This is a genomic window from Sporosarcina sp. P13, assembly GCF_002743055.1.
Lineage (GTDB): Bacteria > Bacillota > Bacilli > Bacillales_A > Planococcaceae > Sporosarcina.
On record NZ_PDYM01000045.1, the window covers coordinates 1 to 25,081 of the forward strand.

The 25,081-nt window shown below is 38.5% G+C and carries 27 protein-coding genes, 2 tRNA genes and 3 pseudogenes; 28 read left to right on the forward strand and 4 right to left on the reverse strand.

Annotation, left to right across the window (positions count from 1 at the left end; all coding sequences use genetic code 11):
* From CSV79_RS16900 to CSV79_RS14925, 9 genes are all read left to right on the forward strand, one after another.
* On the forward strand, window positions 1-588 hold a 588-nt coding region (locus CSV79_RS16900), incomplete at its 5' end, for a ribosomal eL19 family protein (protein WP_199171938.1).
* 32 nt (window positions 589-620) lie between these two features.
* On the forward strand, window positions 621-1,070 hold the full coding sequence (locus CSV79_RS14890; RefSeq protein ID WP_099689838.1) for an acyl-CoA thioesterase: 450 nt from the start codon (window positions 621-623) through the stop codon (window positions 1,068-1,070).
* A 118-nt stretch (window positions 1,071-1,188) separates the two neighbouring features.
* Window positions 1,189-1,401, forward strand: coding sequence for a helix-turn-helix domain-containing protein (locus CSV79_RS14895; protein ID WP_081244721.1), 213 nt, complete (start codon window positions 1,189-1,191; stop codon window positions 1,399-1,401).
* 150 nt (window positions 1,402-1,551) lie between these two features.
* The gene (locus CSV79_RS14900; RefSeq protein ID WP_233201465.1) at window positions 1,552-2,001 is read left to right on the forward strand and encodes a MarR family winged helix-turn-helix transcriptional regulator; all 450 of its coding nucleotides are present in this window, start codon (window positions 1,552-1,554) and stop codon (window positions 1,999-2,001) included.
* Between the two features lie 9 nt (window positions 2,002-2,010).
* Window positions 2,011-2,799, forward strand: coding sequence for a glutamate racemase (gene racE, locus CSV79_RS14905; RefSeq protein ID WP_099689839.1), 789 nt, complete (start codon window positions 2,011-2,013; stop codon window positions 2,797-2,799).
* Between the two features lie 134 nt (window positions 2,800-2,933).
* A complete protein-coding gene (gene rph, locus CSV79_RS14910) occupies window positions 2,934-3,689 on the forward strand; it encodes a ribonuclease PH (RefSeq protein WP_099689840.1) in 756 nt (251 codons plus the stop codon).
* Entirely contained in the window at window positions 3,689-4,300 is a 612-nt protein-coding gene (locus CSV79_RS14915) for an XTP/dITP diphosphatase (protein WP_099689841.1), read from the forward strand. The genes rph and CSV79_RS14915 overlap by 1 nt, the downstream gene beginning before the upstream one ends.
* The gene (locus CSV79_RS14920) at window positions 4,300-4,791 is read left to right on the forward strand and encodes a metallophosphoesterase (RefSeq protein ID WP_099689842.1); all 492 of its coding nucleotides are present in this window, start codon (window positions 4,300-4,302) and stop codon (window positions 4,789-4,791) included. Before CSV79_RS14915 ends, CSV79_RS14920 begins: the two co-directional genes overlap by 1 nt.
* Window positions 4,792-4,859: 68 nt before the next feature.
* Window positions 4,860-4,933 (forward strand) — tRNA-Arg (locus CSV79_RS14925).
* 426 nt (window positions 4,934-5,359) lie between these two features.
* On the opposite strand, the gene CSV79_RS14930 is transcribed toward CSV79_RS14925, so the two are convergent.
* Entirely contained in the window at window positions 5,360-6,295 is a 936-nt protein-coding gene (locus CSV79_RS14930) for a metal ABC transporter solute-binding protein, Zn/Mn family (RefSeq protein WP_099689843.1), read from the reverse strand.
* A 161-nt stretch (window positions 6,296-6,456) separates the two neighbouring features.
* Here CSV79_RS14930 and CSV79_RS14935 point away from each other — a divergent pair.
* Window positions 6,457-6,783: pseudogene (locus CSV79_RS14935) on the forward strand (plastocyanin/azurin family copper-binding protein); the annotation flags it as partial.
* Between the two features lie 52 nt (window positions 6,784-6,835).
* Window positions 6,836-7,681: a stage II sporulation protein P gene (gene spoIIP, locus CSV79_RS14940; RefSeq protein WP_099689845.1), complete on the forward strand. Its 846-nt coding sequence runs from the start codon at window positions 6,836-6,838 to the stop codon at window positions 7,679-7,681.
* Between the two features lie 83 nt (window positions 7,682-7,764).
* On the opposite strand, the pseudogene CSV79_RS17490 reads toward spoIIP, so the two are convergent.
* A pseudogene (locus CSV79_RS17490) lies at window positions 7,765-7,935 on the reverse strand (thioredoxin domain-containing protein); the annotation flags it as partial.
* Window positions 7,936-8,059: 124 nt separating this feature from the next.
* Here CSV79_RS17490 and CSV79_RS14950 point away from each other — a divergent pair.
* The 5 genes from CSV79_RS14950 (at window position 8,060) to chrA (ending at window position 12,925) form a co-directional block, all read left to right on the forward strand.
* Window positions 8,060-8,347: a metal-sensitive transcriptional regulator gene (locus CSV79_RS14950; protein ID WP_099689847.1), complete on the forward strand. Its 288-nt coding sequence runs from the start codon at window positions 8,060-8,062 to the stop codon at window positions 8,345-8,347.
* A gap of 94 nt (window positions 8,348-8,441) precedes the next feature.
* Window positions 8,442-8,645: a copper chaperone CopZ gene (copZ, locus tag CSV79_RS14955; protein WP_099689848.1), complete on the forward strand. Its 204-nt coding sequence runs from the start codon at window positions 8,442-8,444 to the stop codon at window positions 8,643-8,645.
* 96 nt (window positions 8,646-8,741) lie between these two features.
* The gene (locus CSV79_RS14960; RefSeq protein WP_099689849.1) at window positions 8,742-11,159 is read left to right on the forward strand and encodes a heavy metal translocating P-type ATPase; all 2,418 of its coding nucleotides are present in this window, start codon (window positions 8,742-8,744) and stop codon (window positions 11,157-11,159) included.
* Between the two features lie 260 nt (window positions 11,160-11,419).
* Window positions 11,420-11,728 (forward strand): PadR family transcriptional regulator, encoded by a 309-nt coding sequence (locus CSV79_RS14965; protein WP_099689850.1) that lies wholly within the window; start codon window positions 11,420-11,422, stop codon window positions 11,726-11,728.
* A gap of 15 nt (window positions 11,729-11,743) precedes the next feature.
* Complete coding sequence (gene chrA, locus CSV79_RS14970) at window positions 11,744-12,925, forward strand: chromate efflux transporter (protein WP_369824992.1); 1,182 nt, start codon at window positions 11,744-11,746, stop codon at window positions 12,923-12,925.
* A gap of 53 nt (window positions 12,926-12,978) precedes the next feature.
* Here chrA and CSV79_RS14975 read toward each other — a convergent pair whose 3' ends face one another.
* Window positions 12,979-13,446 (reverse strand): YehS family protein, encoded by a 468-nt coding sequence (locus tag CSV79_RS14975; RefSeq protein WP_099689852.1) that lies wholly within the window; start codon window positions 13,444-13,446, stop codon window positions 12,979-12,981.
* A gap of 159 nt (window positions 13,447-13,605) precedes the next feature.
* Between CSV79_RS14975 and CSV79_RS14980 the strand changes: the two genes are divergently transcribed.
* Window positions 13,606-14,322 carry an endonuclease V gene (locus CSV79_RS14980; RefSeq protein ID WP_099689853.1) on the forward strand — a complete coding sequence of 239 codons (717 nt, stop codon included), beginning with the start codon at window positions 13,606-13,608 and terminating at the stop codon, window positions 14,320-14,322.
* A 599-nt stretch (window positions 14,323-14,921) separates the two neighbouring features.
* Entirely contained in the window at window positions 14,922-16,901 is a 1,980-nt protein-coding gene (locus CSV79_RS14985; protein WP_099689854.1) for a hypothetical protein, read from the forward strand.
* Between the two features lie 259 nt (window positions 16,902-17,160).
* Here the strand turns inward: CSV79_RS14985 and CSV79_RS14990 are convergent, their stop codons facing one another.
* Window positions 17,161-18,045, reverse strand: coding sequence for a hypothetical protein (locus tag CSV79_RS14990; RefSeq protein ID WP_099689855.1), 885 nt, complete (start codon window positions 18,043-18,045; stop codon window positions 17,161-17,163).
* A gap of 258 nt (window positions 18,046-18,303) precedes the next feature.
* On the opposite strand from CSV79_RS14990, the gene CSV79_RS16905 reads away from it, so the two are divergent.
* From CSV79_RS16905 to cdaS, 10 genes and pseudogenes are all read left to right on the forward strand, one after another.
* Window positions 18,304-18,459 (forward strand): hypothetical protein, encoded by a 156-nt coding sequence (locus tag CSV79_RS16905; RefSeq protein WP_158232559.1) that lies wholly within the window; start codon window positions 18,304-18,306, stop codon window positions 18,457-18,459.
* Window positions 18,452-19,096, forward strand: a complete 645-nt coding sequence (locus tag CSV79_RS14995; protein WP_099689856.1) for a DUF3885 domain-containing protein — start codon at window positions 18,452-18,454, stop codon at window positions 19,094-19,096. Before CSV79_RS16905 ends, CSV79_RS14995 begins: the two co-directional genes overlap by 8 nt.
* 217 nt (window positions 19,097-19,313) lie before the next feature.
* On the forward strand, window positions 19,314-19,712 hold the full coding sequence (locus CSV79_RS15000; protein ID WP_099689857.1) for an SET domain-containing protein: 399 nt from the start codon (window positions 19,314-19,316) through the stop codon (window positions 19,710-19,712).
* A 61-nt stretch (window positions 19,713-19,773) separates the two neighbouring features.
* Window positions 19,774-19,847: transfer RNA gene (locus CSV79_RS15005), tRNA-Arg, on the forward strand.
* 670 nt (window positions 19,848-20,517) lie between these two features.
* The gene (locus CSV79_RS15010) at window positions 20,518-21,465 is read left to right on the forward strand and encodes a ring-cleaving dioxygenase (protein ID WP_099689858.1); all 948 of its coding nucleotides are present in this window, start codon (window positions 20,518-20,520) and stop codon (window positions 21,463-21,465) included.
* A gap of 109 nt (window positions 21,466-21,574) precedes the next feature.
* A complete protein-coding gene (locus CSV79_RS15015; protein WP_099689859.1) occupies window positions 21,575-21,967 on the forward strand; it encodes a DoxX family protein in 393 nt (130 codons plus the stop codon).
* A gap of 220 nt (window positions 21,968-22,187) precedes the next feature.
* On the forward strand, window positions 22,188-22,799 hold the full coding sequence (gene wrbA / locus CSV79_RS15020; protein ID WP_099689863.1) for an NAD(P)H:quinone oxidoreductase: 612 nt from the start codon (window positions 22,188-22,190) through the stop codon (window positions 22,797-22,799).
* A 247-nt stretch (window positions 22,800-23,046) separates the two neighbouring features.
* A pseudogene (locus CSV79_RS17195) lies at window positions 23,047-23,235 on the forward strand ((4Fe-4S)-binding protein); the annotation flags it as partial.
* 65 nt (window positions 23,236-23,300) lie between these two features.
* Window positions 23,301-23,474, forward strand: a complete 174-nt coding sequence (locus CSV79_RS15030; RefSeq protein ID WP_369824993.1) for a GNAT family N-acetyltransferase — start codon at window positions 23,301-23,303, stop codon at window positions 23,472-23,474.
* Between the two features lie 597 nt (window positions 23,475-24,071).
* Window positions 24,072-24,695 (forward strand): sporulation-specific diadenylate cyclase CdaS, encoded by a 624-nt coding sequence (cdaS, locus tag CSV79_RS15035; protein ID WP_099689861.1) that lies wholly within the window; start codon window positions 24,072-24,074, stop codon window positions 24,693-24,695.
* Window positions 24,696-25,081 lie beyond the last annotated feature (386 nt).

The following is a 25,081-nucleotide window of genomic DNA, read 5'->3' on the forward strand; positions in this document are numbered from 1 at the left end:
ATAGCCCCCGGCGTCGCGCTCATAGCCCCCGGCATCGCGCTCATAGACCCTGGCGTCGCGCTCATAGACCCCGGCATCGCGCTCATAGACCCCGGCATCGCGCTCATAGACCCCGGCGTCGCGCTCATAGACCCTGGCATCGCGCTCATAGACCCCGGCATCGCGCTCATAGACCCTGGCGTCGCGCTCATAGAACCTGGTATCGCGCTCATAGACCCCGGCATCGCGCTCATAGACCTTGGTAGAACGCTCATAGAACCTGGCATCGCGCTCATAGACCCCGGCATCGCGCTCATAGACCCCGGCATCGCGCTCATAGACCCTGGCGTCGCGCTCATAGACCCCGGCATCGCGCTCATAGACCCCGGCATCGCGCTCATAGACCCCGGCGTCGCGCTCATAGACCCCGGCATCGCGCTCATAGACCTTGGCATCGCGCTCATAGCCCTTGGTGTCGCGCTCATAGACCTTGTCATCACGCTCATAGACCTTGGTGTCGCGCTCATAGACCTTGGTATCGCGCTCATAAAACAATATTACCCTAAGCTATTTAATATACATTCCTCTTTCGCTATAATAAAGGAATGAATATTCATTCATATTAAAGGAGGCATTTCTGCATGAGAGCAAATTATATTGAAGAAATAAAAACGTGGACAGAAGAATTCAAATTTCACGCGGACGTATCCGTGCGTTTTTCCGAAACGGATATGTACGGACATTTAAACAATACAAAAGTGTTCGCATATTTTGAGTATGCAAGAATTGAATATTTCAAATCTCTGAATCGTATGGAGAAGTGGACAGGTCCGCAGGGGGATACGATTCCCGTAGTAGCTGATCTACAGTGTGATTTTGTCAAGCAAGTGTTTTTTGATGAGCAGCTTAAAATCTATGTAAAAGCCAATTCAATAGGAAAGAGTTCAGTAGATCTACATTATATGGCCAAAAACGAACGGGATGTAGTGGTTTTTACTGGTAGAGGGGCAATGGTCCAGATTGATCGAAAAACTGGAAAACCGGTGCCTTGGACTAAAGAAGAGCATCAATTGTTTATGGAGAATAACTAATTATATACCTGTCGAGGCTAGAAGGCATCTTCCACTTTAGTTGTAGCCTACACGGTAGCCCTTCCTCTGACATATCTTATGGGGAAAGCGTAAAGAGGAGGGGCGCATCTTGGATGAAATGCAGAACCGTTCTTTATTAACGAATCGAGAACGACAAATATTTACTTTGCTTGTTGAAGACTTTACTACAAAGGAAATAGCAGGGCAGTTGACGATTAGTGAAAAGACTGTTCGAAATCATATTTCCAATACGATTCAAAAGCTTGGCGTGTCGGGCCGAGCGCAAGCAATCGTGGAATTGTTACGATTAGGCGAATTACAATTAAACTGAATGTACTATGTATTTGATTTGAAGTGACTGCGTTTAAATCAATAGGTGTCCCTGTCTCCTTCTCTCTCGACAGATTGTATGAAAACTATTGCGTTCAACAATGAAATAGGTACAATGAAAAGACAGGAATCATTTCAGGGAGCTGATTTTTTGTCGAACGAGCAGAAGAATACATCGCAACAGATTGCGTTAATGGAGAAAGATTTACGATACATTGCCGCAAATATCAAAGAGCAAGGACGTAAAATTCTCAAAAACTATTCGATAACGCCTCCCCAGTTTAGAGCGCTTCAATGGTTGTTGGAATATGGAGATATGACTATTGGTGACTTATCTAATAAAATCTTTTTGGCATTTAGTACAACGACTGACTTAGTGGACCGAATGGAAAACAATCAGTTAGTGAAACGCGTCCGAGATGACAAAGATCGTCGGGTCGTTCGTGTTCATTTATTGCCTAAGGGTGAACGGATTATTGAAGAGGCGATACAGAAGAGGCAAGAATATTTACAAGATGTTCTGAAAAATTATGATGCTAAGGAAATGCAACAGTTTTCAAGTTTGTTAACAAAATTGCATGAAGAGATGACGAGAGATTGAGGGATTACAGTGAATGCACCTATTGGAGTTATTGATTCGGGAGTTGGTGGGCTAACGGTCGTAAGGGAATTGCGAAAGTATCTGCCGAATGAACCGATTATTTATATTGGCGATGATGCACGTTGTCCGTATGGGCCGAGGTCTGCTGAAGAAGTTTTGCAGTTTACGATGGAAATGGTAGAAAGTCTTTCCCAAATGGGTATAAAAATGTTAGTAATCGCGTGTAATACAGCGACTGCGATTGCGTTAGAGGAAGTACGAAAGCAATTTGACTTTCCGGTAGTTGGTGTTATTCGGCCGGGGGCAAGAGCGGCTGTGAAAGCGTCCCAATCAGGTGAAATTGTGGTGCTCGGTACAATGGGAACGGTCAAGAGTAAGGCTTATGATGGGGCGATTCATCAGTTACGACCGGATGCGACGGTCCATTCACTTGCATGTCCGGGATTTGTTCCGATTGTTGAAAGTGGAGAGTATCGTTCGCTGCAGGCGAGAGAAATTGTTGATCAGACGTTGCAACCATTGCATGTGCATTCGTTTGATACAGTTATTCTAGGCTGTACGCATTATCCGCTACTGCAGGAACATATTGAGAAACATTTTTTACACCAAAAGAAAATTATTTCATCTGCAGTAGAAACTGTAGTGGATGTGGAACGTATTTTGAATGAACAACAGATGCAGTCTAATTCTATGATACAACCGATATTCTATACAACAGGCTCAATAAGGAAGTTTCAGTCAATCGTTGAAGATTGGTTGAGCATTAAGCAGCCTGATGTGCGCACGATAAAGTTTTAAAACAGCATAAATGACCCGAAAACAGGTAGTAGTTTTCGGGTTTTTGCTGTCGATATGGTAAGATGAGTTGAATGTTGAAATGATAAATTGGATAACCTATGTACAAAAACGATACATACAATGGAGGATATTACATGCGACATGATGGCAGAGCAACAGAGGACATACGTTCAGTAACAATCGAGAAGGATTATTTGATTCACCCGGAAGGATCGGTTCTAATTTCGATTGGCAATACGAAAGTAATTTGTACAGCGACAATTGAAGATCGCGTACCTCCATTTCTACGCAATAGCGGAAAGGGTTGGATCTCAGCGGAGTATTCTATGCTTCCGCGTGCAACAGGGCAGCGAACAATCCGTGAATCTTCACGCGGTAAAGTGGGTGGCCGTACGATGGAAATTCAGCGTTTAATTGGCCGGGCATTACGTGCGGTTGTAGACTTAGACGCTATTGGTGAACGCACGATTTGGATTGACTGTGACGTGATTCAAGCGGATGGCGGTACACGTACATCTTCTATCACAGGTGCTTTCGTAGCGTTAGTTATCGCTGCGAATAAATTGCAAATCGAAAAGAACTTACCTGTATTCCCTGTACGTGACTTCTTGGCAGCGACAAGTGTAGGGAAACTAGCGGATGGTCAGCTCATCACAGATTTAGATTATGTAGAGGATTCATCTGCAGACGTCGATATGAATGTCGTGATGACAGGTGCAGGCCAGTTTGTTGAATTACAAGGAACAGGTGAAGAAGCGACATTCTCTCGCGCGGAAATGAATGATTTATTGACACTTGCAGAACAAGGTATTGAGCGATTGATCAACATTCAAAAAGAAGTATTAGGTGAATTGGCAGATAAAGTCGGACAACAGGTAGGCGAAGCGTAATGAAAGAAGTATTAATAGCGACAAACAACCTAGGAAAAGCGAGAGATTTTGAAACGCTTTTTCTACCTTTGGGGATCAAAGTCCTCACGTTACAAGATGTCGACGGTGCAATCGATGTGGAAGAGACCGGCACAACATTTGTAGAGAACGCGGTCTTAAAAGCAGAAACCGTTGCTATGTTGCTTAATAAAGTAGTAATTGCCGATGATAGTGGACTTGAAGTAGATGCGTTAAACGGTGAACCAGGCGTTTACTCTGCACGCTATGCAGGGGAGCCATCAGACGATGAAACAAATATCGATAAGTTACTAACTAACTTGGCTAACGTTGCCGAAAACGAGCGTCAGGCGCGTTTTAGATGTGTTTTAGCCATAGCGGGGCCATCCATTGCAACAACTACCTATTCTGGTAGCTGTGAAGGCGTAATTGCAAGTGAAAGACAAGGAAGAAACGGTTTTGGCTACGATCCGGTTTTCTATATACCCGATAAAGAAAAAACGATGGCACAATTAACAGCTGAAGAAAAAAGTGAAATCTCTCATCGGGGAGCAGCACTCGCTCAGCTAAAAAAACAACTTCCTGAATTTCTTGAAATGATAGGTGAAGAATAATGAAAATTATCGTGTTAAGCGATTCACATGGTGATACGGCAACTGTTCAACAGATTGCCGCTTTGCCGGCGGACGCAATATTTCATTGTGGTGACAGTGAGCTGTTAGCGGATCATCCATTAGTACAAGACATGCATATTGTCCGTGGTAATTGTGATCTGGACGATCGGTTACCAGCTTCCGTTGTACAGAAAGTAGGAAAAGACACCGTACTTGTCGTCCATGGTCATGAACACGACGTCAAAAGGTCATTGCTCACTCTTTCCTATGCAGCAGCAGAACAACAAGCAACGATTGCTCTATTCGGTCATTCGCATCTATATGGAGCAGAAATGATTGAAGGTGTATTGTTCGTAAATCCAGGTAGCACAACGCAACCACGTGGCGGTAAATCAGCGTCATATGCAGTAATTGAGACAGGTGAAACGGTGGAAGTGAGCTTTTATAACATGCACCATGAACTGATAGAAAAAACAATTTTAAATAAGTGAAAAATAGTGTTGACTTTTTTAAAAAGCATGCCTATAATATTACTTGTGCCTGAGTTATTCAGGTGTTTGTCTCAGTAGCTCAGCTGGATAGAGCAATGCCCTTCTAAGGCATCGGTCGGGGGTTCGAATCCCTCCTGGGACGTTATAAGGTACGAACGTAATAAGGTGAATTCTACATAAGATAAGAGCCTGTGAAAGCAGCCGAAAACATTGTTTAATCAATGTTTTCGGCTGCTTTTTATTCCAAGTCTCCAATCAAACGAAGCACCTCTTTGGTACAATCTTACCAAACCCAGATATCCATCAACATATAGAAATCTAAGATCAGTATCTATAAATTATGTACAAAATGTAAATTTGATTATTTAAACATTAAAATCACATTTGGAATTAACCGGAACTTCGACTGTGTTTCTTGATGTCGATACTTCAACGGTAATGAATAAGAAGGGAATGGGTCGAGGTTTATTATCTAAAGTTGGTTCATTAGTTCCGGTTTAATAAAAATAAACAAGGTCCAGTCCTATACGAGGGGTTATTACCGACATATAGGACACCCCTTGTTAACTTATTTATCGCTCAAAGCCTTCTCGAGCGTTCGAATATTGTAGTTCATTAATGAGAAGTAGTCCTCTTTATTTTTCACATCTTCCTCCGTCAATACCCCTAGATTATGAAGCATAAGTGATTCGGAACCAAGTTCTTTTCGTATTACTTCTGTTAGCTCTGAAGGTACGTTTTGTTTGAAAAGAACATACTTCGCATCTTGTTCTTTCGCGTGCTCGAACAGGGATGCCATCTCTTTTTGTGAAGGTACGCTTTGTGAATTCAAACCAGCAATTGCAATTTGTTCAAGGCCGTACGTTTCGGCTATATAACCGTATGCATTGTGTGAAACGTAAAATGTTTTTATTGGTGCACTGGATGCCATATTTATAAATTCCCGATCTAGTGTAAGTAGCTCATCCCGTAACATTTCAAAGTTATTCTCAAAATCAGTTTTTTTATCGGGAGCTAGTTCAATTAGTGCCTCTTTAATTGAATAAGCAAGTGCATCACTCAAAATGGGCGACATCCATACATGTGGATCAGAGTCGCTGTCATCATGTACGTGTCCTTCGTCAAGATGATCCCCACCAAGCATTTCTTCCGTTATTGCTTCAGATGTGGCAACCATTTTTACATGTTCATTTTCCAGCGTTTTCTTGGCACTTTCTACAAAACTTTCAAGACCAAGTCCGATAAAAAAGAATAAATCCGAGTCGGCAAGAGTCGTCATGTCTTTTTGTGTAGGCTCGAAAGTATGCTCATCTGCACCTGTTGGATAGATAGATTTCACATCTACATGATTGCCGCCAATTCGTTCCGTGAAATACTGGAGTGGGTATACGGTTGTGTAAACGGTTAGTCGGTCTTTGCTTTCTTTCTCATTCCTTATATTGCTACAAGCTGAAAGCAGTACCAATGTGAATAATGAAATTAGGATAACCAGTTTTTTATTCATTGGATAAAACCCTCTCTTTTTAAATAGTAATTATTACGACTTAAGTTGATTGCACTTTTAAAAGGTATACTAGAAATAACTTAAAATAATACCTGAAGCAGTTGTGGAAATATAAACTACATTGAATAAAAATAAGGATATGAAGAAATTTCCAAGTAACACACGGTTATTTCCCATATATAGAAACTACTGAAATGAAGTATTCTAAATCTAAAGTTATTGTTGAGAGGGATAAACCAGTCACATTAACTCTCACAAATCTGGATACTATTGATCATGACATTGAAATTAGGACTTCCTCTTTTAACAAGATAAAGGAATCCGAACATAATCATAGAGCAGATAAGGGTTTGTTACACCTACATGCTGCACCTGAAAATACGGAGACACTAACATTTACTCTAACTCAATCTGGTAATTATGAATTTTATTGTACGATTCCAGGGCATAAGGAATTAGGGATGATTGGACGATTTATTGTAAGTTAAATACTTTAACATACCTTAGCTGCATATATTGGTTGACAACGGAGGGTTGTCCATGAAAAAATCGTTAAAAATCTGGAGTACATTCATCGTCTTTCTTTTCTTATTTCCAATTGTTTTGGTTCTGATTCCAAGTGAATTATCGGAAGAAATAGCAGTTGTTTCATCAGATGAGCGGAAATTAGTTTACGCAGCAAATATATTCGAAACGGAACTTGAAATACAAACCCCTAAAATACAATCGCCTAAAATACAATCAGGAATGCGTGCGCTTTTATACGCTACACATTCTCAAGAAGCATTTGAACCAATCACGCTTAAGCATGACGGGAAAATTGCAGTTTACCATGAGGTTGCAAATATTATGAAACTTAGTAAAACAATTGGATCGCAATTAGAGTTCAATGGGGTAGAGGCGAATATTATTGACGTCGATTTCACCGCGGAAATGAATAAAGCTGGAATTCCGTTTCATAAATCGTATGATGTCGCTAGGCCATATGTTCAAAAAGCGTTAAAAGATGGGGAGTACGACATCATCATCGATATACATCGAGATTCACTTAAAGCGGATAGGACGACTGTCACTTATAAAGGGGAAAAGTTTGCGCAAGTCGTCTTTGTTGTCGGTGGTGATCATGCAAATTTCAAATTCAATCAAGAATTATCTAAAAAACTAATGGCTAGTATGGAGAAGGAAGTGCCTAATATAACAAAGAATATCGTATTTAAATCAGGCCATGGTGTGGACGGAAAATACAATCAGGATCTTCATAAACGTCTTGTTCTTGTTGAAATGGGGGGAATTGGAAATAACGAAGCGGAACTAGGTAGGACATCGGCTGTACTCGCAAAAGCTATTTCACAAACATTGCAAAGCGAATCTATTTCCGGAAAATAATTATTATCTCTACTATAATTTAACTATCATCAATTAAGTTAATGTTCATGAATAAAGAATTGTCATTTTTAAGTCAGTAGTAACTATTGAATTTGTCTATCATTAAAGACTCGCGAGCCAATGGTTTCCGTCGTCATATTTATGGCAATGATTTTTACTTTCGTTGGATTTTTATATTTCTCATAGTAACTTTTCTTGTGCAGCATTTTCACCTTGCACGGAAAGCACCACGATGCCAAAAAATTAAGAATAAATTTCTTTCCTTTTCTTAATCGAGTATATCAAAATAACTCATCATCAAGTTATTATTTGCCCCTATTCAATGACAGTGTTAATATAGGGGTACAGGGTATAAGTAATTATTGAGGAGGGTGAATTATGCAAGAAACTCCCAAAAAAACAGTCCAGCCAAATAAACAACAGCTTCTTAACCGCTTAAAGCGCATTGAAGGACAAGTGAGAGGTATTCATCAAATGGTTGAGGGTGATCGTTATTGTGTAGATATCTTACATCAGATTAGCGCAATTCAATCAGCGATGAACAAAGTTTCTTTAGCCTTATTAGAGGATCATACACACCATTGTGTAGCAAATGCGATTAAAGGACAAGATGGTGAAGCAGCCATTCAGGAGCTCATGACTATTATGAAAACAATGACGAAATAAAAGTCTGGAAAAAAAACATTTTTTATTTACAATTTGACATACATTACGGGGGTATGGTAAATTGGGGGCGATAATTAAACAGGAGGTTTTCAAAATGAAAGATATAGTAAAAGTACAAGGAATGTCATGTAATCACTGTGTCAATTCAATTGAAGGAAGTGTTGGCAATCTTGCAGGTGTTTCTTCCGTAAAGGTTGATCTTGGCAGTGGTGAAGTTTCGGTAGAGTTTGACAATGAGAAGATTTCAATTGGACAGATTAAAGAAACAATCGAAGAGCAAGGGTATGACATTGCCTAGTCTCGTTTAGTTTATTAGTGCGGTAGATCGTACCATCAGGTATGGTCTTTCTTTTTCTATAAAATATACCCCTACTAAGTATCGGAGGGACGGAATATGTCAACAACTGAAAATACTATACAAATTAAGGGAATGACCTGTGCAGCATGTGCAAATCGCATTGAAAAGGGTCTTTCCAAAATAGAAGGTGTTGAGAAAGCGAGCGTAAACTTTGCTTTAGAAAGATCAACCATCGTTTATGACACAGAGAAAACAAATGTAGATGAATTTATTGATAGAGTAGAAAAACTCGGTTTTGAGGTTGTTCAAGAAAAAGAAACATTTGATATTACAGGTATGACTTGTTCAGCATGTGCAGCGAAAATTGAAAAAAGAATTAGTAAAATGGATGGGGTTTCTAGTGCCGTAGTGAATTTTGCGCTTGAAACAATTTCCGTTGAATATGATGATAATAAAGTCAAAGCTTCTGATATGATGACCGCTGTTAAGAAAATGGGCTATGAATTAATGCCTAATCAAGACAGCGATGCGAAGATCGATCACAAAGAGGAAGAAATTCACAAGCAACAAAGAAAGTTTATCTTCTCACTTATTTTAACGATTCCATTGTTATGGACGATGGTCGCTCATTTCAGTTTTTTGTCATTTATTTATTTACCAAATATTTTTATGAATCCGTGGGTACAGCTTGTTCTTGCTACACCGGTTCAATTTATTATCGGTGCTCAATTTTATAAAGGCGCTTTTAACGCATTGCGAAATAAAAGTGCCAATATGGATGTATTGGTGGCACTTGGTACGAGCGCAGCCTATTTTTACAGTCTTTATTTATCGTTAGAATGGGTGAATGCGGGAAGTATTGGAATGCCGGAACTCTACTTTGAAGCATCTGCCGTCATTATTACATTAATTGTTCTTGGTAAATTATTTGAAGTTCGTGCAAAAGGAAAAACGAGCCAGGCGATTCAAAAACTACTTGGTATGCAGGCTAAAACGGCTAGAGTCCTACTAGACGGTATTGAAAAAGAAGTTCCTATTGAAGAAGTGGTAGTTGGGGATACAATTTTGGTGAAGCCGGGTGAAAAGATTCCTGTGGACGGGGAAATCATTGAAGGACGTTCAGCAATTGATGAATCTATGATTTCAGGTGAGAGTATTCCGATTGACAAAACGGTTGGTGATCCAGTGATTGGGGCAACGATCAATAAGAACGGTTCATTGCAAATCAAAGCAATAAGAGTGGGAAAAGATACAGCGTTGGCTCAAATTGTAAAAGTGGTTGAAGAGGCACAAGGGTCTAAGGCGGAAATACAACGCTTGGCAGACCGGATTTCTGGAGTATTTGTACCAATCGTCGTGTTGATTGCTGTGGTTACATTCTTTATTTGGTATTTTGCTGTGACACCTGGTGATTTCCGATCAGCCCTTATTCCAACAATATCCATTCTGGTTATCGCATGCCCATGTGCGCTTGGTTTGGCAACACCGACTTCGATTATGGCTGGTTCAGGAAGAGCTGCTGAAATAGGCATTTTATTTAAAGGTGGAGAGCATTTAGAAAACACAAGGTCGATTGATACGGTTGTATTGGATAAAACAGGAACAGTGACGAAGGGTGAACCTGCTTTAACAAATATTACTGTGATGAATGGTTTTAAGGAAGAAGAGGTTCTTCAACTAATTGCAACGGCAGAAAATCAATCTGAACATCCTTTGGCGCAAGCGATTGTTAAAGGAGTGAAAGAAAAAGGTCATTCACTATATGAGACAACGGACTTCGAAGCATTGCCGGGTTATGGAATTCGAGCTGAAGTTAATGCTAAAGAAGTGTTTGTTGGAACGCGAAAATTAATGCGTTCACAACAAATCGAACTTTGGGACGCTGAAGTCGCGATGAAAGAGTTTGAAAGTGAAGGGAAAACGGCGATGCTTATTGCAGTTGACAAAAAACTGGCGGGTATCGTTGCAGTAGCAGATACAGTGAAAGATACATCTAAGGAATCGATAAAGCGAATGCGAGAATTGGGCCTCGATGTCATTATGTTGACAGGTGATAACCAACGTACTGCAGAGGCAATTGCGCGTCAAGTCGGCTTAACTCACGTTATAGCAGAAGTGTTACCTGAGCAGAAAAGTGAAGAAATTAAAAAGCTTCAAGAGCAAGGGAAGAATGTAGCGATGGTCGGGGATGGGATAAATGATGCGCCCGCACTTGCGATGGCAAATATCGGAATGGCTGTCGGAACAGGTACAGATATTGCAATTGAAGCAGCAGATATCACACTGATGCGTGGCGATTTAAATAGTGTAGCAGATGCGATTATAATGAGTAGGAAAACCATGCGAAACATTAAGCAAAACTTGTTTTTCGCATTCTTCTATAATACAATCGGAATTCCAATTGCCGCAATTGGCTTATTAGCTCCATGGGTTGCTGGTGCAGCTATGGCGTTCAGTTCTGTATCCGTGGTGTTGAATGCATTGCGTCTTCAGAAAGTAAATTTAAAAAATTAGCAAGAGAATAGTAACAAAAAGAGCCAATTCTCACTCGTTTATGAGTGAGAATTGGTTTTCGTATGTTAAGGGAGTATACGCTTATCATAAACGTCTCTTTGCAATGAAAATTTGAAAAGCACTTTGCTCATAGAATATCATCTTCGCTTGTCTCTATTATTTTACATAATCTTTACATTCAACCATAAACCAATCTGTTACACTATCAATAACGAGGGTCAATATTGCGATTCGATATTGAGTGAAAGGAGGAATCAATCATGGAAGATAAAGTACTACGAAAATTATTCCTCGGTTTCATTCATATCCATATCCTACATCATGCGAAGGACCATCCAATTTACGGAGTATGGATGGTGGAGGAACTTAGGGAGCATGGCTATACAATCAGTCCAGGAACGTTGTATCCGATTTTGCATTCGATGGAAGCGGATGGTTTGTTGAGTAAGGAAGATGTTAATATGGATGGGAAAATTCGGAAGTATTATACGACGACGGTAAAAGGGGCAGAGGTTCTTGTGGAGGCGAGGAAAAAAGCATATGAATTGTTTAAAGAAATTAATGACTGATGATAAAGGGAGGAAATGATGAATAATCGATTGGCTTCACTAGTTGAAATACTTCTTGTGTCGATGCGACTAGGTTTCACGTCTTTTGGCGGACCGGTTGCACATTTAGGCTATTTTCATGAAGAATATGTACGTAGACGGAAATGGATGGATGAAAAAAGTTATGCGGATCTAGTCGCCCTGGCACAGTTTTTACCAGGCCCTGCTAGTAGCCAAGTAGGTATCGGGATTGGTGTGATGCGTGCCGGTGTCCTTGGTGGCATTGTTTCCTTTATCGGCTTCACTTTACCTTCTGTTATTGCATTGATTCTTTTCGCGTTAGTGCTGATGAATTTTGATGTGGCGAATGCGGGTTGGATTCAAGGATTGAAGGTTGTGGCGGTTGCTGTAGTGGCGCATGCGATACTCGGCATGGCAAAAAATTTAACGCCTGATTTGAAAACAAAGGCACTTGCTTTGTTTGCGCTCGTTGGTACATTGGTGTGGCAGGTGGCTGGAGCTCAGATAGTAGTCATTTTACTTGCTGCATTATTCGGTTTCATTTTATTCAAAGACGCACAAGGGGATTCGACAACGGGTTCTACATTTCCGGTTACGAAACGTGTCGGTGTAATGTGTTTAAGTTTGTTTTTCGGACTACTCATTGCGTTACCACTTGTTAGAGAAATGACAGGCTCTTATTGGGTGGCGATTGTGGATAGTTTTTATCGATCGGGTTCATTAGTTTTTGGTGGCGGTCATGTCGTTTTACCTTTATTGGAACAAGAATTCGTACCGAACGGTTGGATTAGCGAGGAAAGTTTCTTGGCGGGTTACGGTGCCACACAAGCGGTTCCGGGACCATTATTTACGTTTGCTGCGTATATCGGTGCTGTAATGAACGGCTGGCAAGGTGGCCTTATTGGCACCATCGCGATATTCTTACCAGCGTTCCTATTAATTGTCGGGACGTTACCGTTTTGGGATGTTTTACGAAATCATTCGAAAATCAGAGGTGCGATAATAGGTGTGAATGCAGCCGTTGTTGGTATTTTGATTTCTGCATTTTACTTTCCGATTTGGACTAGCTCGATTTTGTCTACAATGGATTTCGCGCTCGCCGCGATTCTTTTCAGTATGTTGGCATTTTGGAAATTACCACCGTGGATTGTTGTAGTTTCAGGCGTAGTCGGGGGCTCTTTATTATCGCTCATCTAATGAACAACATTAAAACACACACAAACGATTATACTATCGTCTGTGTGTGTTTCTCATTCTTTATACTTATACGTCAAGCCCTTCAAAAAGTTACGGGCATAGCGATCTCCACACTCTTTATAATTCCGATGTCCTACTTTTCTAAGAACAGCTCCTAGCTCTCCTTTAGTAATCGACACACGCGCTTCCTCTAATATATCCAGCATATCTTCACTAGTAAGCGAAAGTGCAATCTTCACTTTCTTTAGCAGCAGATTATTCGCAGACTCTTCCACTTCAACTACTGGCGTGCTACCAGGCTTATCTTCCTGTTTACCTCTCTTGAAAATAATAAAGCCGTTTAAAAAAGCGTTAAACGTCGAAAGTGAACATTCCAGTTGATCTTCCTCTTCTTTTTTCAGCATAGCTAAAACGTCTTTAGTTGTAACGTCAATGCCGCCTAATTTAAAAATCTCTACCATTTCTGCATTTTTAATATCGAGTGCATAGCGCAATCGAATAAGCATATCGTTTGTTGTCATGAATGATCCTCCTGTGTAGTGAAACGAAAGTAGTTCCATAATAGCATATTTTTTGGTCGAGGAAGGACACAACTGTCTACATAACAAATATCACTATTATATTTCAGGATTCTATGATGCATACTTATTAGGATGGTATGTTGAATTTAGGAGGATACAATGGAGATTAAAGAAATTCATTCATTCGATTTGGAAATGGATCAATGTAAATTCATTCAATACGATCTATCCAAGAAACTACTGTTGGAGAATACGTTCCATATCGAAGCCATCAAGTTAATTGCGGGCGTAGATCTGGCTTATTATGATGTACAAGGTGTTGAATATGGAATATGCTGTGTTGTTGTATTCGATTTTCAGGCCAAGCTTGCTATTGAAAAAACCTACAGTACAGGTGAAGTCACTATGCCATACATTCCTGGATATTTAGCTTTCAGAGAACTTCCACTCGTTGTGCAAGCTGTTAAAAAACTATCTTGTACACCAGACGTATTTATGTTTGACGGAAACGGAATCTTACATCCAAGGAAAATGGGGATTGCTACACACGCATCGTTCTTTTTAAACAAACCCTGTATAGGTATTGCAAAAAGTTATTTGAAAATTGACGATACCAATTTTATTGAACCTAAAAATGAAGAGAATGCATTCGAAGATATTATCGTGAAAAACGAAGTATATGGTAGAGTGCTCCGAACGCATATACATGTAAAACCTATTTTCGTCTCCTGTGGAAATTATATTGATTTGGAAACCGCATCAAACATTACTTTGTGTTTAATAACGAAAGAAAGTCGTTTACCTATTCCCGTTCGACTAGCAGATTTGGAAACTAAAAGATTAAAGAGGTTGTTTATTTCTTTGCAGGGGGAATGATTTCAATAGAAATCTATGAGCAAATGATGCAATCACTTGCTAGACGAAAGGATCCAATTAAGGCAACGGCAAGGGGGAGTGCATAATTTTTGATTTGTATGAATGTGGTTGAAGAATGAATTTTGTGTGCTCATAGAACTAGGCCGCACGCTCATAGATCTAGTCCCCGCGCTCATGGAACCAGGCTACCGCGCTCATAGATCTAGTCCCCGCGCTCTTAGACACAGGCTACGCGCTCATAGAACCAGGTCACACGCTCATAGAACTAGTCCCCGTGCTCATAGAACCTGGCCCCACGCTCATAGCCCTTCATGGGTGGAATATTCTTTTTGATCTCAAATAATTATGTATTTCCTATAGAACACCCACCATCAAAAGAAAAGTATTTAATGTAACATAGCGTTCAATGTAGCTCCTGAATTTGAAACAATAGCGAGAAATCTACACATTTCCCTCGAAATTCTTCTATAGAAATAGAGATTCCTGTGGAGAAAAATGACTTTTAACGCTATGATTAGAATAGATAAAACTTTCTTAGGGGAGTTTCAGCGTGGCGGCTTTCAAAAGGACAGTGTGCCAAGCGTAAAGGGGGAAATGGGTTGGATATTTATCAGGAGTTTTCGGCTCGTAATATGATGGCTTGTTTGGATTCGGAGACATTCTTAGACTATTTGCTTAGACAGTGGACGTTACGTGGACGTCATCTAGATGTCTGCCAGGTCATTGATCATCCGAAATTCGAGGAAATCATAGAAAACTACAAAGATGAAGAGCGTTTTTCTGTATTTGTGGAACTATCACGACTATATCAAGGTGAAATAGCTTTGGCGAATACATATAATGATACGTTATTAGCTATCGTCTACGGAGAGGATTTTGACCCGCTCGATATGGAGTCGACAGTCCATGTCAAAGGCGATTGGAAGTATCATCTATGGTTTTATTATTTGAATAACGAAGGTTATATACATGAAGCCTGGGAGTTATTCGACACGGAAATCTACCCATTGTGCACAAGTTTAAGTAACACGCGGACAGAGCATGTGCAGGCGGTATCGAGATACTTCGATGAAATATGTATTCTTATGCAGAAGACGAAGAATCCGGATGTATTGTACGGAGTAGATGACAAAACAGTACGTAACCTGAATGAACTCTTTTTGTTAATCATCCGTAATAATATTTTAATAGAAACATCTAGTAAACAAAGCTTTTGCGAGAATTTAGTGCATTTCATGCTAAATAAAAATATGCACCATCTTGGTATAGAGTTTTATATTACATTCAAAGAATTTTTCAATTTGAATGAAACACCGACTATCATTAAATTGGTAGAGCTTTCGGAGTATGCGAATGACTATCATGCAGTGAATGTGATTTACGGTGATATTCAGACCGTGAAGAATCGCATCGATAAATACAGAGGCGATATCGACGGCCATTTAGAAGTGATTTCAGAATACATCTTGCGTGTGAAACAATTGATTGAAGAAAATCATAGCGAGATGTTACAAGGAGATTCATTTATTAGAGAGAGCTTTGATTTCTTCTTCGATGAATGTTCGATCTATGAATCGGCTTCCTCGGACTTTACCGTGCTGTCCTTCATCGAAAAAGATTACTTATTACGTAAACTACTTGATGCGGTGATTTGTTTCTTCAAAGAACAGAAGCAGCTAACTTCTAAAGCTGGCAATAAATTAGAGCCTGCTTTATCGATGTTGATCGACTATGAATTAGGCATCGAAGGTATGCGTTTGCGAAACCGAATCATTTCTCTATCCCCATCTCAAGGAATCGACTATAAAGAAACTGTGATTCATGACGCATTGTCGCAGCTTCGAGATTTTTTGACGGAATTTTATTTGATAGAACTGTCGGATGATGCAGATGCGATTCTTCAAAAGTTCGGTAAGAAAGTCATCGAAGCCTATGATGAAACGAAGGCATTGGCATTGCTTACAAAAACATATGCCGATTTGCGACCAAGTGATTATTCGGTAAACCATAAGACAACATACGGCTTCACACATGAAGAGCAACAGCGCTTTGTCGAAGAAGACAATCGTGTCGATAAACTAATGGCATTTGATGAAGTGAAGAAATTATTGTTGACTGCTGAGTGGCAATGGAAAAATCATGTGCAATTCCTTGATACAAATCAGGCAGGGGGCGAAGAGCAAACAGGCCTAGAGTACGCGTATATCGTGGCAAATTACTTGAAAGCTGTGGAGATTTTCTTGTGCGATAAATTAGTAAATATTCAAGCGGAAAAAGAAAATTTACCAAGAATCGGGATTTATAAATTTGGCAAACCGAAAAATGTTGTAGTCGGTGGAGAAGACTATCGCAATGGCGTGACAATGGGCAATTTATATAACTATTTATTGGACTACGGTACGACGATCTTGAAGCCGGTTGCAGATAAAAGGAAAGTGAAAGAGTATGTAACACACTGGACAGCCAATGTACGGAATTCACAAATCCATAAAGATACGATTTTATCCATCGATGAAACGAATAGAATACGAAAAGATACACTAGTCATATTAAAGCGATTACTCTCAGATTTTGAATGATAAGTAACTATTTGAGCAAGTGCATGTATCTGAATTGCGCAAAAAAAACGAATTCGAAAACGGTCATATGTTAAATGCAGTTAACATTCTACTAAGCAAGTTGCTAATATTTATGATTCGTTTTTTGATATAATGAAACCAAATGAGTAAGAATTACCTTATTTGATTCGTAAATAATTAGAGTTGCTTGTAAGTGAAATGTTTAAAGAAGAATGAAAAAACACTCAAAACCGATACGTACGACGGTTTTGAGTGTTCTTTACTTTACTTCTATATAAGCATTTCTGATTGTTAAGTACTGCCCGTTTACTACGTCAATATACGTATCACCTTCAACAACATCGCTTATGATGAGATCCATCATTTCTTGTCTACTGTTTTTGCTAATTTCGTAAAATCCTATATCGTTTGTATTATCGATTATGAGTTTAAGTTGCCCAGCCGGTATATCTGTTCCGACTTTGTATTGTCCAGATTTATAGACGCCGTTTGCTGGTTTCAAATCAGGTGCTTTTGCAATAGGGTACATTTCGCCACCGTCCAATTTGAAGTATTCTCCTTGAAGTAATGTGACATAGGTATGTGAACGTCCGTCTAATGCAATATTGAATACAGTGCTATCGGGATTTCCTGTTTGATCTTTCGAGTTCTCTAGAAATGTCATGCCGTTAGAGAAGACAATATATTCACCTGGTGCAATATCGCTTCCTACTTGATAAGTTCCTGATTTAATAGACGTGAATGGTGCTGGTTTTGATTGCTCTTGTACTTGCGGTGACACAGGTTTTTGAGCTGGTTCTTGTGTTGACGGCTGCGTTGGTGTTGTGTTCGGCACATCTTTAGACTCTACTTTGGATGGAGCTGTAGCGGATTGTCCGTCAGTAGACTCATTTGTAGAGGGAACGTCTGGTTGATTCGAACCTTCCGTTTTTGGTTCTTCTGTAATAGAATCTTCTTGACGTGATGCTTCGGCAGGTTCATCTGCTAGAATTTCTGAAGCAGATGTTTCAATCAGTGGTGCTTCTTCCTTTACAGTGACTGGTTTTGGTTTATTGTTCACGATTGATACGATCAATGCCAATACTAAGACTCCCACACCTGCTAGACTCCACCATAGGATTTTCATTTTCTTATGTTCCTTCATATAATACGGACCTCACTTTTTGAATTGTACTTATATAATACATGATAGATTGAGGAATAATCTACCTATTCGATTTGTGCTGAACTTTATATGGCCAAGCTTGCAAATGAGACACGTCATATTTTTTAGCATATAGTGGAAATATTTATAAACATTCAGTTTTATTAAATAATAATATTATGTTAACTTCAAAGGTGTTATTAAACGTAATCGAGTCAATTTTTAGCGGAGGATACTACAAGACCGAACGTTGGAATTTTGACGTCAGCTGATAGAAAACAAGCAGAGGAAATATATGAGCAATTACTCGTTTCAAAGATGAATGAAGAAACGCTACATTCGTTAGAAGAATTTCGGGAGATTGAATTACAAGAGATGTGGTTAAAATTAAAAAAGAGGGTTGTAAATGAATAATGTAGCAGATTTTTTAACACAGTATTTTGAAGGTATCGAATTAGCGCCCGCCTTATTTTATGATTGCAAAAACGGCATACGGTTCGAAATTTCAGAATCAGTTTTTTATGATGAACCAGGATTTCTAAAACAAGCTTTTGAACGATCGAATGCTTTATTTGATGCGGTGTTTGCAGATGAAGATAAGATTTTATTAGTAACCAATGTGTATACTAATTCTACTAATGATTTTCTTCGTAGAACTAAGCTGAATGTCTATCCAAAATACATTGAGAATAAAAGTTTACTGCATAATATGAAATTTGAGACAAATCCGAATCTGCATGGTGATGAAGATCTCATGACACATCGATTCGTTCTTTCTTGTGAAAAGAGCGATATTCGTTATCGAAAACTATTGCGGGCGATTTGTCATGAAGATTTCCGTCACTCATCAACGATTATGAAAAACCAGCAAGGGAGTGGGTATGATATATTTTTCATCAATATTACGAAGAATATGATCTTTCATTTATATGACGATCGCGGTTGTGATGTGGTGGCGGCGGATCGAGAGTCGATTCGATATCTTTATGAAAGGTATAATGAATGGATTTTGGATTATGACCGCGAGACCATTGATGCAAAATTTCGATAGGGATGGATGCTACAATGTTTCGTCTTTGTTCTGTGAAACACTTATTCGAGTTGGGCGTTGATCACGAAAAGTCACCGCAATACCAAAATTCATAATTTTTTTGCATGAAAGACCCCCCCTTAATATTTGGGCATTTAATTAAGAAAAGATTAGAGCAATCCATTGAAATTAATGTTATACTTGCCAAGTATATTTTACAAGCGAGTAGGTGAAAGACATGATAGAAGTGAAAATTTCTCCAATCAGTGGCGGAGAATTTAACAGGGGAGTATTCGCTAAATGCGATATTAAAAAAGGTACGCTGTTACACGAAGCGCCTGTCATCTCCTATCCTAACGAAGAACACGAACATATCGAAAAAACCATTTTAGCTGACTACGCTTTTGAATATGGCGCAAACCATACGGCTATGCTGCTAGGATACGGAATGCTATTCAATCACTCATATGAACCAAACGCTACATATGATATCAATTTTGATAAGCACACATTTGATTTCTTTGCATACAAAGATATTAAAGCGGGCGAAGAGATTTTGATTAATTATAACGGTGAAGTAGACGATGACGAACAGCTATGGTTTAATGAAGATTATGATGGAACTGCTAACGATTAATAATCTAGCCCAAACTTCGATTTGCAATCTGAATCGAAGTGATCCATCTTTTTAGTATCTTGTCCTAGTAGCTCAGCTGGATAGAGCAACGCCCTCCTAAGGCGTAGGTCGGGGGTTCAAATCCCTTCTGGGACGTAATAAGGTTTTTGTTAGAGAAGTTAAGAAAAAATTAAACCGTTACAAGTGTTGTTAAAACAACATTTGTAACGGTTTTTTAAATTTCTGTGTAAACGTTTGATAACGATGAGGAACGTATCACCGTAACACAAATGCGACACATATACTATGGCGTGCTTTTCACCCGATATCGTTTTGTTTGAAGAGAAAATTCAACTTGTTTATTAAGAACATACATCTCCACCTTTATTACTTATCCTTCATGTGAAATTGCTTATCGCTACTTTTCTACATTGTCAACAAATGTCTAGACGGCACTATAACCGTTATGGCCGCATAGTTGACGAATAGCGGGTTCCATAGCTGTACATAACATCTAATAAAAGCGGACTTGGATACTATACTATTTGATATAGATTAATGTGTTGACAAATAAAATAAATCTATGTTATATTTATTACGAATTTGAGATATACTAATTGGTCATTTATTAGGGCGATACGAACAAAACTTGCCCTGAAAAAGAAGAATGCTGATTTTTCAATTCTTCCTCGCTCCCAATCAATTCAAGATGTAACTATAGAAGAAGTGTTGAAATAAATGTGAATCTAAAAGAGTCAAGTCAAATTTTTTTTGCTGAAATATACCTCGAACTCGAGACAATGATATGGTTAGGAGTGAAGAGTAAATGTCGAAGAGAACAATGGGGATTCACCACATCACAGCGATGGTTAATTACCCACAAAGAAATATTGACTTTTATGCAGGAGTACTTGGATTAAGGCTTATCAAAAAAACGATTAATTTCGAACGACCAGAAGTGTATCATCTTTATTTTGGGAATGAATCTGGTGAACCGGGAACTGTTATTACATTCTTTCCATGGGAAAAGCAATTAAAAGGTCGTATTGGAACAGGGCAAGTAGGTGCCACCAGTTATGTCATCCCAAAAAATTCGATTGAATTTTGGGAGAATCGTTTAGAGAAATTTGGCGTCAGGTTTATACAATCGGTACGCTTCGGTGAAAAATACTTGATATTTCAAGATCCTGATGGTCTCGAAATTGAATTGGTAGAACGAATTGATGGACCGATAAATAATTGGAGATTTGGAGGAATTCAACCCGAGTTTGCTATTAAAGGGTTCGGGGGAGCTATTTTACTTTCTGCGGAGCCTGATAAATCCGCAAATGTGCTTGAAGATGTATTGGGGCTCGAATGCCTTGGGAAAGAAGATGGCTTTCATAGGTTTAAGTCGGAAGCGCAGCTTGGAAATTTAATTGATATGAAATTAACGCCTTCTGTTCGTGGGTTGAAGGGGGCTGGAACTGTTCACCATATTGCTTGGAGAGCAAAAGATGAAGAAGATCTTCACAAGTGGAGAACACTTCTTCTAAGCAAGGGATATAAACCGACAGAAATTCTGGATCGTAATTACTTTAAAGCTCTATACTTCAAAGAAGAAGGAGGGATATTATTTGAAATAGCTACTGATCCCCCAGGCTTTACAGTTGATGAACCACTTAATGAGCTTGGACAAAAACTTATGTTACCTTCGTGGTTAGAATCAAAACGAGATGAACTAGAAAATACATTACCTACTGTGAAGGTTCAAGTTTTAGATGCGGATAATTAATGAAACTAATAGTTAAAAAATGAAGAAATTCTACTAAGCCAACTTTACTATTGCTTCATATAACTGGAGTAAATGAACTAGACATGGAAAAAAGGAGGGGAGACATCTTATGACAAACAGAAATGAAATAGGAACATTGTTACTTCGTGTGGTGTTTGGACTTGTTTTTTTAGCAAACGGAGTTTCTAAGTTTCAAGGTGGGATAGGAAATACAGCAGATTGGTTTGAAAGTATAGGAATTCCAGGATTCCTTGCATATGCAGTAGGTTTGATTGAATTGGTAGGTGGGATTGCTCTGATCTTAGGGATAGGGACTCGTGTTGTTTCACTGCTACTTGGCATGATCATGCTTGGTGCAATCTTTATGGTGAAATTGCCTGCTGGATTTCTCGATGGCTATGTTTTAGATCTTGTATTATTAGTCATTGCAGTACACATGGTCATGAATGGTAGTAAGTTATGTTCTTTAGGACATGTGATATGTAAAGGTAAAGACTACTAGGATTTCAAATTCTAATCACCCCTCATCCCGTGAACCAAAAAATATTAAGTCAATAGAAGGTTAAAGTTTCTCTTATGAGGGCATAAGAAGAACAGGACTGTATTGAAGATTTGTATTTTTGGGAGGTGATCTTTATAAGGAACCATCAAAAATAAAAAAAGCAGGTGTAAATTTGGGATTTTTAAATAAGTTTTTTGGAAAATCAAAGGAGATGGAAAATATGTCAAATGTAAAGTTAGCGGTTATTTTTTATAGTATGGGTGGAACAAACTATCAATTAGCAAAGTGGGCGGAAGAAGGAGCAAGAGAAACAGGTGCTGAAGTTAGAGTATTAAAAGTTCAAGAATTAGCGCCAGATGCTGTTATTGAAAGAAACGAAGGATGGAAGGCGACTGTAAATGCAACAAAAGACGTTCCAGTAGCTACCTCAGAAGATCTTGAGTGGGCAGACGCAATTATTTTCAGTACACCCACTCGATTCGGTATGATGGCATCACAAATGAAACAGTTCATCGATCTCCAAGGTGGACTATGGGCAAGCGGTAAAACAATCAATAAAGTTGTAAGTGGTATGACATCTGCACAAAATCCACACGGTGGTCAGGAAGCTACATTACAATCTTTATATACAGCCATGATGCACTGGGGCGCGATTATTGCTACTCCTGGTTACACTGATCCGGTCGTATTTGGAGCAGGTGGAAACCCATACGGAACAAGTGTAACAGTCGGTCAAGATGGTAAAATGATTGAGGACGTTCAAGCTGCAGTGAAACATCAAGCCAAACGGACGGCGACTGTTGCGGAGTGGGTTAAAAAAGGTAATCAATAAGTAACGCAATGCCAATCGATTATATTCGATTGGCATTTTCTAAATCAATTCTGTGAAACATCTACATATGAATACTTTATGAATCATTATAATAGTAAGTTATTTATATCAGTTTAGCCTTATTATACAACATAAATAATCGGAGGAGGATGTATAGAATGGAAGAGAATAAGTTAATGAAGGCTATAAGAAATATGAAGGTTCAGAGATAGATATATTTTATTCGATAAAATAATGTGAACATGCAGGGGTTTGCGCTCGGGGGAATGGAGATGTTTTTAATTCAAAACGAAGACCGTAAATTATACCAGGTAATGGAGAAATAGATCAAGTGATGAAGGTGATTGATGCATGTCCAACGGGGGCTTTGCGTTATACAAAAAAGAAGACGTGGGAAATATTTAGTTTTTACAGGGACCGAATCGATTTTATTTAGAAAATGCAGAGAAACAATTAATTGCCGAAATTACTTTTACTCAACCTACTGATTAATACTTTATTATTGATCATACATTTGTTGAGAATTCATTAAGAGGGAAAGGCATTGCACAAGCCTTGGTAAAAGAAGTTGTTACTAAAGCGCGAGAAGAAAATAAAACGATTATACCTTTGAGTCCTTTTGCTAAATTAGAATTTGAAAAGAAAAAAGAATATGCTGAAGTGTGGAAGCGGTAATCAGGTAAGCTAGTATATGTCGTTTTACAAAATGTATTAGAAACCTTTAGCTGTTATTTTCATTTAGAGAAAATGTTTAAGTGCAAGGTGATGAAATGCGTATTAAAAAAGCCGAGTCGATTTTTATAGAAGGAAACAACGTACAATTGGTTTTGCATTCCGTTATAAAAAATTCGAAAATAAATCCGAGCAGTTAAAATGTGATGGGCATATATTCGATGATTATTCACCATCGCAGTTCCGTTTAGAATTTGATTACCTTTCCAAACTACTTTTCAAGGATTTATCTAGAAAGTTATTTACTTTAGTGTTAACAAATTGAAATAAATACGGATAAGGATCCATTTCTGGCGATTGTAGATCTTTACAGACAGCCACTGTTGGGTTTACATTCACTTAAGCTATGTAACTATGGCTGGACTTGTAATGCTTTTCTTAAAAATACTATAGGGCTCTTGCAAACGCTAAACTTGAGTTAACAGTCCTGTGATAAATATTTTGAAACTAAATATTACGTTGGTGAAGTAAGTATGCTTACTATAAATTAGGGGATAATTAAAGTGGAACAATAGTAAGATTGAAAAGAGGTAGCTTAATATGACCCAAGGATATTTGGATTTATCGCAATTAAAAATCAAATTGAAGGAAAGTTTAGAGGAAATTTCAGCTGAAATTAATAAAGGTATAAAAACATTAAATAATGACAGTTATTGTGTTTTAGTTGAACTTAAGAATCTTAAGGATAAATTTGAACAAGTTGGAACGATGGCGGCTTCTTTTTATCTCAATAATTATTTGTCCCCCTATACAGATAAGTATTTGGAAATATCTACTTGTATACAACATCTCTCTCATCAAAGACATGGAGCGTTAATCGTAATTGAGCGTAAAGATGGTATAGCATCATTAATTCAAGCGGGTACCATTATGGGTGCAACATTGACAAGCTCTCTATTGGAGTCCATTTTTTATCCTGGGAATCCTTTACATGATGGCGCTGTACTAATAAAAGGAGATAAAATATATTCTGCAGCAAATGTTCTTCCATTATCTAACACAGTTTCGGGTGGAAAGAAAATTGGCACCCGTCACCGTGCGGCATTAGGACTCTCGGAAAAAAGTGATGCGTTAGTTGTGGTGGTGTCAGAAGAGTCGGGGGTAATTTCTTTTGCGATAGGCGGAAGTCTTTTCCCTATAAGTGTAACTAGCTCTTACATTTAAATTTATCTCAGTATAGGTAGCTTGCTGAAAGGCAAGTATAGATGCTAGCTTGGCTACAATACTACTTGATCCAAACTAAAGTATTGACAAATAAAATGAATCTATGTTATATTTATTTCGAATTAGAGATATATTAATTCGATTAAATTTAACGTGTAATACGAACAAAACTTGCTTTGAAAAAGAAGAATACTTATTCTGTAATTCTTTCTCGCTCCAAATCAATTCAAGATGTGACTAGAAAAGAAGCGGTTAAATGGAAAGTGAATCTAAAAGAATCTATTGAAAATTGTAAATTTTTTTGAATAAATATACCTTGAGTTTGAAGTATATCAATTTGAGCTAAAAATAGGAGGAACTATAATGAATCACTTAAAAGGAATTCA

Bases quoted from the DNA above. Each gene is read 5' to 3' on its own strand.
- cdaS (WP_099689861.1), top strand. From the start codon at position 24,072: ATGACCCAAGGATATTTGGATTTATCGCAATTAAAAATCAAATTGAAG.
- CSV79_RS14915 (WP_099689841.1), top strand. From the start codon at position 3,689: ATGAAAGAAGTATTAATAGCGACAAACAACCTAGGAAAAGCGAGAGAT.
- CSV79_RS14930 (WP_099689843.1), bottom strand. From the start codon at position 6,295: ATGAATAAAAAACTGGTTATCCTAATTTCATTATTCACATTGGTACTG.
- spoIIP (WP_099689845.1), top strand. From the start codon at position 6,836: ATGAAAAAATCGTTAAAAATCTGGAGTACATTCATCGTCTTTCTTTTC.
- CSV79_RS15000 (WP_099689857.1), top strand. From the start codon at position 19,314: ATGATAGAAGTGAAAATTTCTCCAATCAGTGGCGGAGAATTTAACAGG.
- CSV79_RS14995 (WP_099689856.1), top strand. From the start codon at position 18,452: ATGAATAATGTAGCAGATTTTTTAACACAGTATTTTGAAGGTATCGAA.
- CSV79_RS14895 (WP_081244721.1), top strand. From the start codon at position 1,189: ATGCAGAACCGTTCTTTATTAACGAATCGAGAACGACAAATATTTACT.
- wrbA (WP_099689863.1), top strand. From the start codon at position 22,188: ATGTCAAATGTAAAGTTAGCGGTTATTTTTTATAGTATGGGTGGAACA.
- CSV79_RS14990 (WP_099689855.1), bottom strand. From the start codon at position 18,045: ATGAAGGAACATAAGAAAATGAAAATCCTATGGTGGAGTCTAGCAGGT.
- copZ (WP_099689848.1), top strand. From the start codon at position 8,442: ATGAAAGATATAGTAAAAGTACAAGGAATGTCATGTAATCACTGTGTC.
- CSV79_RS14980 (WP_099689853.1), top strand. From the start codon at position 13,606: ATGGAGATTAAAGAAATTCATTCATTCGATTTGGAAATGGATCAATGT.
- CSV79_RS14965 (WP_099689850.1), top strand. From the start codon at position 11,420: ATGGAAGATAAAGTACTACGAAAATTATTCCTCGGTTTCATTCATATC.
- CSV79_RS14890 (WP_099689838.1), top strand. From the start codon at position 621: ATGAGAGCAAATTATATTGAAGAAATAAAAACGTGGACAGAAGAATTC.
- CSV79_RS14920 (WP_099689842.1), top strand. From the start codon at position 4,300: ATGAAAATTATCGTGTTAAGCGATTCACATGGTGATACGGCAACTGTT.
- CSV79_RS14960 (WP_099689849.1), top strand. From the start codon at position 8,742: ATGTCAACAACTGAAAATACTATACAAATTAAGGGAATGACCTGTGCA.
- CSV79_RS14950 (WP_099689847.1), top strand. From the start codon at position 8,060: ATGCAAGAAACTCCCAAAAAAACAGTCCAGCCAAATAAACAACAGCTT.
- CSV79_RS15010 (WP_099689858.1), top strand. From the start codon at position 20,518: ATGTCGAAGAGAACAATGGGGATTCACCACATCACAGCGATGGTTAAT.
- rph (WP_099689840.1), top strand. From the start codon at position 2,934: ATGCGACATGATGGCAGAGCAACAGAGGACATACGTTCAGTAACAATC.
- CSV79_RS15015 (WP_099689859.1), top strand. From the start codon at position 21,575: ATGACAAACAGAAATGAAATAGGAACATTGTTACTTCGTGTGGTGTTT.
- chrA (WP_369824992.1), top strand. From the start codon at position 11,744: ATGATGAATAATCGATTGGCTTCACTAGTTGAAATACTTCTTGTGTCG.
- CSV79_RS14975 (WP_099689852.1), bottom strand. From the start codon at position 13,446: ATGACAACAAACGATATGCTTATTCGATTGCGCTATGCACTCGATATT.